This is a genomic window from Microbulbifer rhizosphaerae (assembly GCF_014191725.1).
Classification (GTDB): domain Bacteria; phylum Pseudomonadota; class Gammaproteobacteria; order Pseudomonadales; family Cellvibrionaceae; genus Microbulbifer; species Microbulbifer rhizosphaerae.
On sequence record NZ_JACHWZ010000002.1, the window covers coordinates 398,118 to 410,499 of the forward strand.

A 12,382-nucleotide genomic window follows, 5' to 3' on the forward strand; every position below is an offset into this window, starting at 1 on the left:
TTGGTTTGATGATCAGGCTGCGGCCAGCAGTAGCGGAACACCTTTGATCAAGGTTGATTTCAGCGAGCAGCGCGCTTATTTCTATAAGGGAGGAAAGCTGATTGGCGTTTCCAGGGCGTCATCCGGCAAGCCCGGCTTCGCGACGCGGCCGGGGCATTTCCGCGTGCTGTCGAAACACCCCAGGCATCGTTCGAGTATTTACGGCAGTTTTGTCCAGCACGGGAGCGGCCGGGTCATCAGGGCGAATGTGAACACCAGAAAACACCGCCGCCCGCCGGGTACTTACTATCGCGGCGCCAAGATGCATTACTACATCCGATTCAACAGCGGTATCGGTTTCCATGCCTCCGGCAATGTACCCAACCGCCCGGCTTCGCACGGTTGCGTGCGCCTGCCGCCGGAAATGGCGCGCAAGTTTTATCGGCACGCACCGGTGGGCACACGGGTGACCATCACCCACTGATTACTTTATCCGAGGGGAACTTTGGGGTAGCGGTATCAGGAGTCCCCGTCCCCTGACCTCCCCTCGGTCTTTTCGGGCTCTTCCATCCCGGCGCCCAGAGTATAGGCGCGGCTGATTTTGCGCAGAGTCTGTATCTGCCGACCGAAATTGCGGCAACCAACGCACATAGCGGTGTGGAATTTCAGACTCGCGAGCTCGCTGAGGGAAAGTTCCCGCTCCTGGGCTTCCGAGAGCAGCCGCGTGGCGTGGCGGCAGTTCACCGGGACGACCCTCCGTATGACAATTCTCCGCGCAGGAACCAGTGGTTCTCGAGGCATTCGCGCAGCCGCAGGCGTGCCCGGTGCAGAGTCACGTTAAGGTTGCTGACGGTGATATCCGCAGCCGCACAGATTTCCCGGCTCTCCAACTCGATAAATTCCCGCATCATAAACACCCGTGCCTGCCGGCCGGGCAGGTGATCGAGACAGGTTTCGAACACCCGCCAGAAATGCTTGTCGTGTAGCGCCGACTCCGGGTCCGCCCAGTGCACCGGCCGCTCGGCAGCGTGCCAGTAGCCGCGCTCGTCGAACAGCTCGTCGAAGCTTTCTTCCCCGTCGCCCACCAGTTGGTTCGCCTCCACCGTGCGACTCCGCTTGCGCAGGGTATCCGCGATCTTGTTTTTGAGAATGGCGAACACCCAGGTCTTCAGCGCGGCGCGGCCCCCGAAGCTGCGGGCGTTTTTCAGCGCTCCCATCAAAGCCTCCTGCACCGCGTCTTCCGCCAGCTGTGGGTCCCCCAGTTGCAGGCTGGCGAAGCGGTGCATCTGGCTGCGCAGATCGCGCAGGAGGCCCTCTTCGGCCAGAACCTTTGCCGGGTCGGTATCGTCGATATGCATTGTTCTTCCTTTGGTCGCGCCGGCCACCGGCCTTGTTACAGTGTTTTTAAACGGGCGTGGGGGCGGCGGTTTGTGCCCGCGCCATCACCACGCCGCGCTCCACCCAGATGCGAATTTCCACCCCCTGCCTGACCAGTGTGAGCGGTCGTTCCTGCAACCCCTGGGGCAAGTCGCCGAACCGCTGCGGGTCGTAAGCGGCCTGGTAGAAGGTAACCAGTGAACCGTCCGGGGTGAGGAACATCAGCTGTGTGGCAATGGCACCCTGCAGCGTGCAGTAGCGCGCACCCAACAGGGTGAGCCCATTCGCCGCGTCGGGCCTCACCGGAACAAAGTCGAGGCGCTGGAGCCTGGAGCGCACCCGCTGCATGGACGAGGTCTCGATATCCAGCGGGTGCAGGTGGATATGGTTGGTGGTGACCTCTTCGGCAATGCGCCCCGGAACAACACCGCTGACCGTGTGCCAGGAGAACCAGACTCCGAACGACAACAACAGCGCTGCCGCACTCGCCAGCCAGGCGCGTCGCCGGTTCTGCCCGGTGCGCGTCCCGCGGCTATCCAGCGAACGTTGCAGTTGGGCGTATTGGCGATCGTCCAGGCGATCCCGTTCCAGCATCTGTTTCAGCTGTGGGCGCAGTGGGCCGCGCCCTTTCGATACTTCAGTCATGCACAATTCCCCCCGCCGGTTGTGGGAATCGCTGCAGGAGCCGCCGGCGCAACCGGTGCAGGCGCGCCAGTACCGTACCCCGAGGCTGGCCCAGTTGCAGGGCTATCTCGCCGCTGGAGAGCCCCTCCACCGCCCACAGGAACACGACCTCCCGCTCCGCGGCGTTCAGGTCCCGCCACTGGCGCAAGGTCATCTCGTCCACCAGCAGGCTTTCGAGGTCCCGCTCTGTGCCAGGCTGGGCGTCCACGTCTTCGAGGGAGTCGAACTGCACCCTGCCCGCGCGGCGCATCTGGTCGAAGAAGCGGTTGCGGGCGATGCGGCGAATATAGGCCAGCGGTTGCTGTACATCTGCCGGCCGGCTGCGCAGGAAGCGCTCCAGCGCGCTGTGCAGCAGATCCTGGGCGTCCTCCGCTTGTCCGATCAGTGCCAGGCAGTAGCGGAACAGTGCATCCAGCTCGGAACGGGTAAAGGTCATAGGGAGATGGCCCAGTCGGGGAGCACGCCGAGCGCGAAAGCCTCCAGCAGTTTATCGGCCCCGCTCAGCACCATGACACCCAGGACGAGCAGCAGGCCGCCGAGCAGCTGCTTGCCGCGGTTCGCACCCGCGACAATCCCGCCCCGCCAGCGGCCGAGCAGGCGCGCGGAAAGATAGGCCGCCGCCAGCAGTGCCGCGGCGGTACCGATACCAAAGGTGAACATCACCGCAAAGGCCATCGCCATCTGCTGTCCCAGGGAGGCAAGCGCGATGGCGGCGCCCAGGGTGGGCCCCACACAGGGCAGCCACACCAGCCCGAGCAGCGCACCCACCGCAAACTGGCCGGCGGCACCGGAGCCGATGGCGCTGCCGCCGCTGTCGAACCGGCTAGTGAGACGCGACAGCTGCGCGCTGGCCCAACTACCAAAGCGCGGCACCAGCAGCATCAGCGCTACTAAAATGAGCAGCACCGCCGCGACCGTGCGAAAGGCCACCGGGTCCAGCCCCAGGTTTATCAGCGCCAGGGTCAGCACCGTGCCCGCCAGGGCGAAGGCACAGGCCAGGCCCAGGGCCAGGAACGGCGGGCCGGCGCGGCCGCCGCTGGCCGCGGACGTCATGATCACAGGTACCAGTGGCCAGACGCAGGGGGACAGGATGCCGACCACCCCCGCCACAAAAGCCAGGGGTACCGCCGCCAGCTCCAATGCCATCAGGAGCCGCCCTCAGCGGCCGCCGCGAGAGCCTTGTCCAGCTCGGCGGCGATCACGTCCGGGCGGGTCTCGGCGACGCCGAACCACATCTGCTGTTCACCGGCGTACAGCAGCAAGGTGGACTGCCTCGGCGCGCGGAAGTGGCGCACCCACTGCTTGTCCTTGTCGAAATCCACTTCCAGTACGTGGAACTCCTTGCCCGGATTGTCTTCACGGTATTGCTGGATTACTTCCTGCTGCTTCGCACAGGTGGGGCACCAGCCGGCGTAAACATCGACCAACACCACCTGGCCCGCGGCCTTGAGCGCCTCGAAGCGTTCTTTGCTGAAGGATTCCTTATTTACCTCCGCTGAGGGCTCTTCCGCGGCCACAGCGCCGGCCACCAAGCCGGGCAGGAGCAGCAGTGCGGCGATCAGTTGTTTCATGGGGGGGCCTCGCTGTGTGATACAGGGTTTGGCGCGGCCGGTCCGGCCGCGCCCTGGATGAAGACGAATGAGTGCGGGTTTTGATTGCAGCCCGCCGGAAAAAATATTCCGGTTCCTTGATTTCACGAGGATCAGCGCGACCAGCGCTCGCTCTCCAAGGCGGAATCCAGCGGTGTTTGCAGCAAGTGGTTGGCGTAATTGCTGAGGGTTTTCTGGGCCACGCCGAGGATCACTTCCAGCGCCTGTTCGGGCCTGTAGCCCGCGTCCAGGAAGGCGCGGAAGGCCGGGTGTTCGCGAACCCAGCCGCGTTCGCTCACCACCGCACGGGTAAACTCCGCGAGCGCGGCCAGTTTCGGGTCTTGCGGCTGCCCGCCGTCGCGCAGGGCGGCGACCACCGGCTCTGCCACGCCGGCCATCTGCTTGGCGATCATCGAGTGGGCGGCGACGCAGAAGTCACAGCCGTTCACCACGCTGGCGGCCAGCAGCACCACCTGCTGCTCCTCGGGCGACAGGCTGGTGCGGGAAAAATAATCCGATACCGCCAGGTAGGCGTCCAGCGCCGCCGGCGCGTTGGCCAGCCCGGCGTAGAGGCCGGGCACGAAGCCCATTTGCGCCTGCGCCTTTTCCAGGACGTCCCGCGCATCCTCCGGCGCGGATTCCGGGGTGTGGAAAGTGAAATCGGTCATGGCTCTGCTCCAGGTTGCCTGTGTAGGTTCAACGTTAGTCGACGGGAGGCGGGCCCTTGTTACAAGGAAAGAGTTACAGCCATGAAAATACCCCGCCCTGTAACAAACGCCCTCCCCGCGGCGACAGACCGGCAAAACACAACGCGAGGAAGCCGCGATGCACGCGACCCTGCCCCTGCTGGAACTGACGGAATTCCCGGCCATAAGGCGCCGCTGCAGGCGGACTACAAGCGCGCCCTGTTCGAGCACTTCGGCATTGTGTTCAACGAACTCTACGCGCTGGCCAATATGCCCATCCAGCGCTTCGGCTCCACGCTGATTTCCAAGGGGCAGTTCCACGACTATATGCGCCTGCTCAAGGACAACCACGCGGCGGACAACCTGGAGGACGTGATGTGCCGCTCGCTGGTCAGCGTCGACTGGCGGGGCCACTTGTACGACTGCGATTTCAACCAGCAGTTGGGCCTGGCGCTGCCCGGCCCGACACAGTCCGGCCGCCCGCACCTGCGCGACCTGCTGCGCGAGGATCTCTCGGGCCGCCCGGTGCGTGTGGCCGACCACTGCTTCGGCTGCACTGCTGGGCAGGGCAGCAGTTGCGGAGGCGCGCTGTGAGGAAAGCTGTGATGAAAAAAGTTCTGCTGGCACTGCTGCTGGCGCTGGCTATCGGCGCCTTTTTCCTGTTCGACCTGCACCAGATGCTGACCCTGGAGGGGCTCAAGTCGGGCATGGACGATTTCGCCGCCCTGCGCACCGCGCATCCGCTGGCGCTGGCCGCGGCCTTCTTCGCCGTCTATGTGCTGGTCACCGCACTGTCGCTGCCCGGCGCGGCGGTCCTGACCCTGGCCGCGGGTGCCCTGTTCGGGTTCCTGTGGGGCAGCCTGATCGTGTCCTTCGCCTCCAGCCTGGGGGCGCTGCTGGCCTTCCTGACCTCCCGTTACCTGCTGCGGGACAGGATACAGACGCGCTTCGGCGAGCGCCTGCAAGCGGTCAACCGGGGCGTGGAGGAGGACGGCATTTTCTACCTGTTTACCCTGCGCCTGGTGCCACTGTTTCCGTTTTTCCTGATCAACCTGCTGATGGGCCTGACCCCGATCCGCGCCACCACCTTCTATTGGGTGAGCCAACTGGGCATGCTCGCGGGCACCCTGGTGTACGTCAACGCGGGCACCCAGTTGGCGCAGTTGCAGAGCCTGTCGGGCATCCTCTCGCCGGCACTGCTGCTGTCCTTCGGGCTGCTGGGGCTTTTCCCGCTGCTGGCCAAAAAGCTGCTGGGCCTGATCCAGCTCAAACGTAGAGAACGGATTGGGGAGCACTGATGAACGTGAAATACGATCGCAACCTGGTGGTGATCGGCGCCGGCGCCGCCGGCTTGGTAAGCGCCTATATCGCCGCCGCGGTCAAGGCCAAAGTGACTCTGGTCGAATCTCACAGGATGGGTGGCGATTGCCTCAACTACGGCTGCGTACCCAGCAAGGCACTGATCAGGAGCGCCAAACTGGCGCAGCAGATGCGCCGCGCCGATCATTTTGGCCTGGAAGCCGTAGATCCCGGGGTTTCCTTCCGCAAGGTGATGCAGCGGGTGCAGGAGGTGATCGCCCGCGTGGAACCCCACGACAGCGCCGAGCGCTATTCCGCGCTGGGTGTGGAGGTTTTGCAGGGTTACGCGCGCATCGTGGACCCGCACACGGTGGAGGTCGAACTTGAGGACGGCGGCAGTGTGCGCCTGCGCACTCGCGCCATAGTGATCGCCACCGGCGCGCGACCCTTTGTGCCGCCGCTGCCCGGCATCGAGGAAGTGGGCTATGTGACCAGCGATACCCTGTGGCAGGAATTCGCCGAGCTGGAGCGGCCGCCGCGCCGGCTGCTGGTGCTGGGCGGCGGCCCCATCGGCTGCGAGCTGGCACAGAGCTTTGCGCGCCTGGGCTCCGAGGTCACCCAGGTGGAGATGTCGCCGCAACTGCTCGCGCGCGAGGACGCGGATGCCGCAGCATTGGTCGAGGCAGCCTTGAAGCGCGACGGGGTACAGGTGCTGACCGGGCACAGGGCGCTGCACTGCCTGCGCATGGGCGAGCGCAAGTTCATGGCGGTGCAGGGCGACAGCGGCGAGGAGCGTATCGAGTTCGACGCCCTGCTCTGCGCAGTGGGCCGCACCGCGCGCCTCTCGGGCTACGGCCTGGAAGAGCTGGGCATTGAGACCGGGCGCACCATTGAGACCAACAAATATCTACAGACCCTGCACCGCAATATCTACGCCGCCGGCGACGTGGCGGGCCCCTATCAGCTCACCCACGTCTCCGCGCACCAAGCCTGGTATGCGTCGGTGAATGCGCTCTTCGGCCAGTTCAAGAAATTCAAGGTGGACTACCGCTTTGTGCCCTGGACTACCTTTGTCGATCCGGAGGTGGCGAGGGTGGGGTTGAACGAGCGCGAGGCAAAGGAAAAAGCCATCGCCTTCGAGGTAACCCGTTTCGAACTGGAGGAACTGGACCGGGCCATCGCCGACGGCGCCGCAGAGGGCTTCGTCAAGGTGCTGACTCCGCCGGGAAAGGACAAGATTCTCGGCGTCACCATCGTCGCCGAGCACGCCGGCGATCTGCTGGCGGAATTCGTGCTGGCCATGAAGCACGGCCTGGGCCTGAACAAAATACTTGGCACCATCCACAGCTATCCCACCTGGGCCGAGGCCAACAAATACGCCGCGGGTGAATGGAAACGCAATCACGTGCCGCAAAAGCTACTCAAGTGGCTGGAGCGCTATCACCGCTGGATGAGGAACTGAATCATGTGGAAATTCATCTGTTTCACAGTACTCGCTTTTTTTGCCTTCGGCACACAGGCGGAAACCTTCGATCACGACGATTGGAATCGGCTGCTACAACGACATGTGGTTTCCCTGCGCGACGACCACGCCACCGCGATGGACTACGCCGGTATACAGCGCGAACGCGCGCAACTGAAGGGCTATCTGGAGCGGATGTCGGCGGTTGAGCAGGAGCAGTTCGACCGCTGGCCGCGGCGGGAACAACTCGCCTTCCTGATCAACGCCTACAATGCCTGGACGGTGGAGCTGGTTTTGCGCGGCTATCCGAATATCGAGTCGATCAAGGATTTGGGCAGCCTCTTCCGCACGCCGTGGAACAAGGCGTTTGTGCCCCTGTTCGGCGACGAGCTTTCCCTGGACGATATCGAGCACAAGCTGATCCGCGGCTCCGGGCGCTACCGGGACCCGCGCATTCACTTCGCGGTGAACTGCGCCAGTGTCGGCTGCCCGGCGCTGCGCACGGAAGCCTACACCGGCGAGCAGTTGGAAGCGCAACTGGAGGAGCAGGCGCGGCTGTTTCTCACCGACCGGGTGCGCAACCGACTGGACGGCAAGGTGCTCAAGGTTTCCAAAATCTTTAAGTGGTACAGGGAAGATTTTGAGAGGGGCTGGCGGGGTTTCTGGTCGCTCGACGACTTCTGGAAAAAGTACGCGGAAAGCCTGGACCTCTCCCCGGAGGATATGCGCCTGCTGCAGTCCGGGGTAATCACCGTCGAGTATCTGGACTACGACTGGCGGCTTAACGAAACACCGGCAAAAAACCTGGCACAGGAACACTGATGATGCGGACCACCACTCCCAAGGTAAGCGAAACTCAGGCGAGAATCGCCCTCTCCCTGCTGCTGTTACGGCTCGGCGTCTTCCTGGTGATGCTGATGTGGACCCTGGACAAATTTTTCAATCCGCAACACGCGGGCAGGGTATTCGAAAACTTCTATTTTATCGGTGGCCTGGGCGAAAACGCGTTTACGGTGATCGGCCTGCTGGAGCTGCTGTTGTTGCTCGCCTTTGTCACCGGTTCCTGGAAACGCTGGAGCTACGGCCTGGTACTGCTGTTACACGCGGTCTCCACTTTTTCCTCTTTTCCGCAGTACCTGGACCCGTTCAAGAACCTGCTGTTTTTCACCGCCTGGCCCATGCTCTCAGCCTGTATCGCGCTCTACCTGCTGCGCGACCTGGACACTATCGCCACGACAAAACTGGGAAATCGATAATGCACGACTCGGTACAAAAAAAACCACGCGACCGCTGGACACTGCTGGTTCTGTGCACCGGCAATTCCGCCCGCAGCATTATGGCGGAGGCCATTTTCAACAGCGTCGGCAGCCGCCACTTCAACGCCTACAGCGCCGGCAGTCGCCCCACGGGCCAGGTCAATCCCCACGCCCTGAACCAGATCACCAGCCGCGGTATTCCGCTGTTGAACTACCGCAGTAAGAACTGGCTCGAATTCTCCCGCGCGGGCGCGCCCGAACTGGACTTGCTGCTCACCGTCTGCGACGGCGCCGCAGCGGAGCCCTGTCCGGCCTTTTACGGCGACTACGAACATATCCACTGGGGGCTGCCGGACCCGGCAGCGGCGGCCGACGGACAAAAGCGCGCGGCCTTCAGCGACTGTTTCGACATCCTCAAATCGCGGGTGCAAACACTCGCAGCACTGCCGCTGGCCGGCTACAGCCGGGCGGAAGTGGCGCGGGCCATGCGCGCATTCGCCGGACAGACTGAGACCATGCAGTGAACAGAATCGCAAAAACCCTTCTCGTCCTGCTGGCCGCTGGCTGGCTGCAGCCGCTGGCCGCTGCGGACGACCGCCTGACCCTCACCGGCTCCAGCACCGTGGCGCCGCTGGCGCTGGAAATCGGCAAGCGCTTCGAGCGGGAAAATCCCGGTGTGCGCGTGGACGTGCAGACCGGCGGCTCCTCCCGGGGGATCAACGACGCGCGCCTGGGGCTTGCGGACATCGGCCTGGTATCGCGCGCGCTGAATGCGGAGGAGAAAGACCTGACCGCCTACACCATCGCGCTGGACGGCATCGGCATTATCCTGCACCGGGATAATCCGGTGAGGCAGTTGAGCGTGGAACAGATCGTCGATATCTACACCGGCAAGACCCGCAACTGGCGCGAGCTGGGCGGCCCGGACAAGCCCATCACCGCAGTCAACAAGGCGGAGGGCCGCTCGACATTGGAACTGTTCCTGCACTACTTCGCACTGAAAAACAGCCAGATCCGGGCGCAGGTGGTGATTGGCGACAACCAGCAGGGCATCAAGACAGTGGCCGGCAACCCCGGTGCCATCGGCTATGTGTCCATCGGCAGCGCAGAGTTCGAGCAGAAGCGCGGGGTGCCGATCAGGCTGATTCCGATGGACGGCGTCGAGGCCAGCGTGGCCGCGGTGCGCGACGGCAGCTATCCGCTCTCGAGGCCGCTGAACCTGGTGGTGAAGGGAAAGCCCCCGGCGTTGGGCGAGCGCTTTATCGGGTTCGCGCGGTCGGCGGCGGTGAACGACCTGGTGGAGGCCCAGTTCTTTGTTCCGCTGGAACCTTAGGGAACCTATGAGTAAGTCTTTGTGGGAGCCTGCCATGCAGGCGAAATCGCGAGCAGGGCTCGCTCCCACAGCATCCCCGGGGCTTGTTCAGAGGTTCCTTAAGCGGGATTCGGACCGCCGCCTGGGCGCACTGCTCGCCGGGTTGGCCGCGGCCTGCGCGACCCTGTTGTTGCTGGTGCTGGCCTTTCTGCTCGTCGAGTCACTGCCGGTACTGGCGCACTGGCGGGCGTTTTTCTCCAGCGAAGGCTGGTATCCGCTGGAGAATCGCTTCGACCTGATGCCCATGCTGTGGGCATCCCTCGCCGCCGCCACCGGCGCCCTGTTGCTGGCCGCGCCGCTGGGTCTGGCCAGCGCGATTTTCGTGGTGTTTTACGCCCCCGCGCCGCTGGCCCGCTTCTACCGTCTGGTACTCAACCTGCTGGCGGGTATCCCCTCAGTAGTGTTCGGGCTCTGGGGCCTGACCGTACTGGTGCCGCTGATCGCCCGCTGGCAGCCCCCCGGCGCCAGCCTGCTGGCGGCGGTGCTGATATTGGCGCTGATGATTCTGCCCACGGTGGCGGTGACCGCCATCGCCGCCCTGAGAGCGGTGCCGCGGGCGGTGCTCTCCGGCGCAGTGGCACTGGGTATCGGCGCCAGAGGACGGATTCTCGGCGTGGCGCTGCCGGCGGCGCGCGGCGGCATCACCGGCGGTTTCCTGCTGGCCGCGGCGCGCGCCCTGGGCGAGACCATGGCGGTGCTGATGGTGGCGGGCAACGTGGTACAGAATCCCTCGGGGCTGTTCGAACCGGTGCGGGTCCTCACCGCCAATATCGCCCTGGAGATGGCCTACGCCACGGGCACACACCGCTCAGGCCTGTTCGCCTCCGGGCTGGTGCTGACGCTGCTGGTGCTGTTGCTGGCCTGGCTGGGCACCCGGGTCATGCGAGGGCATCGTCATGGGTGAGAAGCTCGCCGAGCGCACCTTTACCACCGCCGTGTGGCTGTCGGTGGCGCTGGTGGCCGCGGTGTTCCTGTGGATTGTCGCCGACGTGGCACTGCGCGGATTTTCCACGCTGTCCTGGTCCTTTTTATCGCAGGCGCCGGGCGACGCCGGACGCACCGGCGGTATAGCTCCGATACTGGTTTCCACCCTGCTGATCCTGTCGATCGCGCTTGCCGTGGCCGTGCCCCTGGGGCTGGCGGTGGCGGTGTGGCTGTCGGAGTTCACCCGCGCCGGGCGCGGCGGCGATACGATGCGCCTGTTTCTGGATGTGCTCGCCGGGGTACCGTCGATCGTCTACGGGCTTTTCGGCAATGCCTTTTTCAGCATTTACCTCGGACTGGGATTTTCCCTTTTGTCCGGCGGCCTCACCCTGGCCTGCATGATACTGCCGGTGTTTATCCGCACCTGCGAGGCGGGACTGGGCGCGGTCGGCAGCGAGTGGCGCCTGGGTGCGCTGGCCGCGGGCATGACCCACGGGGCCGCCGTCCGGCATATCCTGCTGCCCGCCGCGGCGCCGGCGGTCGCCGCCGGGCTGGTACTGGGCATCGGCCGCGCCACCGCGGAGACCGCCGCGCTCATTTTCACCAGTGGTTATGTGGACCGCATACCCGGCTCGCTGCTGGATTCCGGCCGCGCGCTGGCGGTGCACATTTACGATCTTTCCATGAACGTCACCGGCGGCGACGCCGCCGCCTACGCCTCGGCCCTGGTGCTGATCGCGCTGATCGCGCTGCTCAACGTCCTGGCCCAGGCGCTCACCGACAACTGGCTCAGCCGGAGGATCACTCCCCTATGACAACCCGGACCTATACCCTCGGCCAGGTGAAAGCGGGCCCGCCCTGTTGCGAGCCCGAGGCGCACCTGCGGGTGCGCGGGCTCTCCGTCGCCTACGGCGGCCGCCCGGTGCTCGAGGACGTGTCCCTGGATATCTACCGCGGCTGCATCACCGCGCTGATCGGTCCCTCCGGCTGCGGTAAAACCAGCTTTCTGTGCACCCTGAACCGGCTGCACGACCTGACACCGGATGCGAACGTGCACGGGGAAGTGGCATTCGACGGACAGGATATTCTCGCCGATTCCGTAAACCTGCTGGCATTGCGCCGGCGCATCGGCATGATCTTCCAGAAACCCAACCCCTTTCCCCTCTCGATCCGCCGCAACCTGGAGCTGCCGCTGCGCGAGCACGGGGTGCGCGGGCGCCAACTGCTGGAGGAAAAAATCGAACGGGCGCTGCGCGACGTAAACCTATGGAGCGAGGTCGGCCACCGCCTGGACAGCTCCGCGCTGGCGCTCTCCGGCGGCCAGCAGCAGCGCCTGTGCATCGCCCGCGCGCTGGTGCTGGAACCGGAGATACTACTGATGGACGAGCCCTGCAGCGCCCTGGACCCCATCGCCTCCGCCGCCATCGAGGACTTGATCGCCCGCCTGCAGGGCCGCTACACAGTGGTGATCGTCACCCACAACCTGGCACAGGCGAAACGCCTGGCCAACTACGCGGCATTTTTCTGGATGAAGGAACAGGTGGGCCAACTGATCGAATTCGGCCAGTGCCGGCGGCTGTTCGAATCGCCGGCGCAAGCGCTCACCGCCGCCTATATCAGCGGGGCGAAAGGGTGAAACTTTGATGCAATACTGTTGAGTTAACCCTGTAGTTGCATAAAAAAAGCACGTTATCCTGCAAAAATACCGAGATTTGCAGTCTCAAACGTGTCTTTCAGATAAGGTCCTGGATCTC

Annotated in this window: 18 protein-coding genes; 11 read left to right on the forward strand and 7 right to left on the reverse strand. The window is 64.4% G+C overall.

Annotated elements, in window-relative coordinates; genetic code table 11:
* The first annotated feature begins 43 nt into the window (after nt 1-43).
* Nucleotides 44-463, forward strand: a complete 420-nt coding sequence (locus FHS09_RS03475) for a L,D-transpeptidase (RefSeq protein ID WP_246394343.1) — start codon at nt 44-46, stop codon at nt 461-463.
* Between the two features lie 35 nt (nt 464-498).
* On the opposite strand, the gene FHS09_RS23055 is transcribed toward FHS09_RS03475, so the two are convergent.
* The 7 genes from FHS09_RS23055 to FHS09_RS03510 all read right to left on the reverse strand — a co-directional run bounded on the left by FHS09_RS23055 (nt 499) and on the right by FHS09_RS03510 (nt 4,297).
* On the reverse strand, nt 499-780 hold the full coding sequence (locus FHS09_RS23055) for a zf-HC2 domain-containing protein (protein ID WP_183456705.1): 282 nt from the start codon (nt 778-780) through the stop codon (nt 499-501).
* Nucleotides 720-1,337 carry an RNA polymerase factor sigma-70 gene (locus FHS09_RS03485; protein ID WP_183456707.1) on the reverse strand — a complete coding sequence of 206 codons (618 nt, stop codon included), beginning with the start codon at nt 1,335-1,337 and terminating at the stop codon, nt 720-722. Before FHS09_RS03485 ends, FHS09_RS23055 begins: the two co-directional genes overlap by 61 nt.
* Nucleotides 1,338-1,383: 46 nt before the next feature.
* On the reverse strand, nt 1,384-2,001 hold the full coding sequence (locus FHS09_RS03490) for a hypothetical protein (protein ID WP_183456709.1): 618 nt from the start codon (nt 1,999-2,001) through the stop codon (nt 1,384-1,386).
* On the reverse strand, nt 1,994-2,476 hold the full coding sequence (locus FHS09_RS03495; protein ID WP_183456711.1) for an RNA polymerase sigma factor: 483 nt from the start codon (nt 2,474-2,476) through the stop codon (nt 1,994-1,996). Before FHS09_RS03495 ends, FHS09_RS03490 begins: the two co-directional genes overlap by 8 nt.
* The gene (locus tag FHS09_RS03500; protein WP_183456713.1) at nt 2,473-3,186 is read right to left on the reverse strand and encodes a cytochrome c biogenesis CcdA family protein; all 714 of its coding nucleotides are present in this window, start codon (nt 3,184-3,186) and stop codon (nt 2,473-2,475) included. The genes FHS09_RS03495 and FHS09_RS03500 overlap by 4 nt, the downstream gene beginning before the upstream one ends.
* Nucleotides 3,186-3,611 (reverse strand): thioredoxin family protein, encoded by a 426-nt coding sequence (locus tag FHS09_RS03505; RefSeq protein ID WP_183456715.1) that lies wholly within the window; start codon nt 3,609-3,611, stop codon nt 3,186-3,188. The genes FHS09_RS03500 and FHS09_RS03505 overlap by 1 nt, the downstream gene beginning before the upstream one ends.
* A gap of 131 nt (nt 3,612-3,742) precedes the next feature.
* Entirely contained in the window at nt 3,743-4,297 is a 555-nt protein-coding gene (locus FHS09_RS03510; RefSeq protein ID WP_183456717.1) for a carboxymuconolactone decarboxylase family protein, read from the reverse strand.
* A gap of 81 nt (nt 4,298-4,378) precedes the next feature.
* Here FHS09_RS03510 and FHS09_RS03515 point away from each other — a divergent pair, with 81 nt between their 5' ends.
* Genes FHS09_RS03515 through FHS09_RS03555 form a run of 10 tightly spaced genes read left to right on the forward strand, consistent with a single transcriptional unit; the run spans nt 4,379 to nt 12,264 of the window.
* On the forward strand, nt 4,379-4,909 hold the full coding sequence (locus FHS09_RS03515) for a DUF3641 domain-containing protein (protein ID WP_183456719.1): 531 nt from the start codon (nt 4,379-4,381) through the stop codon (nt 4,907-4,909).
* Nucleotides 4,910-4,920: 11 nt separating this feature from the next.
* Complete coding sequence (locus tag FHS09_RS22690) at nt 4,921-5,613, forward strand: TVP38/TMEM64 family protein (RefSeq protein WP_246394345.1); 693 nt, start codon at nt 4,921-4,923, stop codon at nt 5,611-5,613.
* Nucleotides 5,613-7,076 carry a dihydrolipoyl dehydrogenase family protein gene (locus FHS09_RS03520; protein WP_246394353.1) on the forward strand — a complete coding sequence of 488 codons (1,464 nt, stop codon included), beginning with the start codon at nt 5,613-5,615 and terminating at the stop codon, nt 7,074-7,076. Before FHS09_RS22690 ends, FHS09_RS03520 begins: the two co-directional genes overlap by 1 nt.
* 3 nt (nt 7,077-7,079) lie before the next feature.
* Nucleotides 7,080-7,898: a DUF547 domain-containing protein gene (locus tag FHS09_RS03525; protein WP_183456721.1), complete on the forward strand. Its 819-nt coding sequence runs from the start codon at nt 7,080-7,082 to the stop codon at nt 7,896-7,898.
* The gene (locus FHS09_RS03530; protein ID WP_246394355.1) at nt 7,898-8,332 is read left to right on the forward strand and encodes a hypothetical protein; all 435 of its coding nucleotides are present in this window, start codon (nt 7,898-7,900) and stop codon (nt 8,330-8,332) included. The genes FHS09_RS03525 and FHS09_RS03530 overlap by 1 nt, the downstream gene beginning before the upstream one ends.
* Nucleotides 8,332-8,856 carry an arsenate reductase ArsC gene (locus FHS09_RS03535; protein WP_183456723.1) on the forward strand — a complete coding sequence of 175 codons (525 nt, stop codon included), beginning with the start codon at nt 8,332-8,334 and terminating at the stop codon, nt 8,854-8,856. The genes FHS09_RS03530 and FHS09_RS03535 overlap by 1 nt, the downstream gene beginning before the upstream one ends.
* Complete coding sequence (locus FHS09_RS03540; protein WP_183456725.1) at nt 8,853-9,665, forward strand: substrate-binding domain-containing protein; 813 nt, start codon at nt 8,853-8,855, stop codon at nt 9,663-9,665. The genes FHS09_RS03535 and FHS09_RS03540 overlap by 4 nt, the downstream gene beginning before the upstream one ends.
* A gap of 34 nt (nt 9,666-9,699) precedes the next feature.
* On the forward strand, nt 9,700-10,608 hold the full coding sequence (gene pstC, locus FHS09_RS03545) for a phosphate ABC transporter permease subunit PstC (RefSeq protein ID WP_183456727.1): 909 nt from the start codon (nt 9,700-9,702) through the stop codon (nt 10,606-10,608).
* A complete protein-coding gene (gene pstA / locus FHS09_RS03550; protein WP_183456729.1) occupies nt 10,601-11,443 on the forward strand; it encodes a phosphate ABC transporter permease PstA in 843 nt (280 codons plus the stop codon). The genes pstC and pstA overlap by 8 nt, the downstream gene beginning before the upstream one ends.
* Nucleotides 11,440-12,264, forward strand: a complete 825-nt coding sequence (locus FHS09_RS03555) for a phosphate ABC transporter ATP-binding protein (protein WP_183456731.1) — start codon at nt 11,440-11,442, stop codon at nt 12,262-12,264. Before pstA ends, FHS09_RS03555 begins: the two co-directional genes overlap by 4 nt.
* Nucleotides 12,265-12,382 lie beyond the last annotated feature (118 nt).

Bases quoted from the DNA above. Each gene is read 5' to 3' on its own strand.
- FHS09_RS03530 (WP_246394355.1), top strand. From the start codon at position 7,898: ATGATGCGGACCACCACTCCCAAGGTAAGCGAAACTCAGGCGAGAATC.
- pstA (WP_183456729.1), top strand. From the start codon at position 10,601: ATGGGTGAGAAGCTCGCCGAGCGCACCTTTACCACCGCCGTGTGGCTG.
- FHS09_RS23055 (WP_183456705.1), bottom strand. From the start codon at position 780: ATGCCTCGAGAACCACTGGTTCCTGCGCGGAGAATTGTCATACGGAGG.
- FHS09_RS03495 (WP_183456711.1), bottom strand. From the start codon at position 2,476: ATGACCTTTACCCGTTCCGAGCTGGATGCACTGTTCCGCTACTGCCTG.
- FHS09_RS03520 (WP_246394353.1), top strand. From the start codon at position 5,613: ATGAACGTGAAATACGATCGCAACCTGGTGGTGATCGGCGCCGGCGCC.
- FHS09_RS03505 (WP_183456715.1), bottom strand. From the start codon at position 3,611: ATGAAACAACTGATCGCCGCACTGCTGCTCCTGCCCGGCTTGGTGGCC.
- FHS09_RS03485 (WP_183456707.1), bottom strand. From the start codon at position 1,337: ATGCATATCGACGATACCGACCCGGCAAAGGTTCTGGCCGAAGAGGGC.
- pstC (WP_183456727.1), top strand. From the start codon at position 9,700: ATGCAGGCGAAATCGCGAGCAGGGCTCGCTCCCACAGCATCCCCGGGG.
- FHS09_RS03535 (WP_183456723.1), top strand. From the start codon at position 8,332: ATGCACGACTCGGTACAAAAAAAACCACGCGACCGCTGGACACTGCTG.
- FHS09_RS03490 (WP_183456709.1), bottom strand. From the start codon at position 2,001: ATGACTGAAGTATCGAAAGGGCGCGGCCCACTGCGCCCACAGCTGAAA.
- FHS09_RS03510 (WP_183456717.1), bottom strand. From the start codon at position 4,297: ATGACCGATTTCACTTTCCACACCCCGGAATCCGCGCCGGAGGATGCG.
- FHS09_RS03500 (WP_183456713.1), bottom strand. From the start codon at position 3,186: ATGGCATTGGAGCTGGCGGCGGTACCCCTGGCTTTTGTGGCGGGGGTG.
- FHS09_RS03525 (WP_183456721.1), top strand. From the start codon at position 7,080: ATGTGGAAATTCATCTGTTTCACAGTACTCGCTTTTTTTGCCTTCGGC.
- FHS09_RS22690 (WP_246394345.1), top strand. From the start codon at position 4,921: ATGAAAAAAGTTCTGCTGGCACTGCTGCTGGCGCTGGCTATCGGCGCC.
- FHS09_RS03555 (WP_183456731.1), top strand. From the start codon at position 11,440: ATGACAACCCGGACCTATACCCTCGGCCAGGTGAAAGCGGGCCCGCCC.
- FHS09_RS03515 (WP_183456719.1), top strand. From the start codon at position 4,379: ATGAAAATACCCCGCCCTGTAACAAACGCCCTCCCCGCGGCGACAGAC.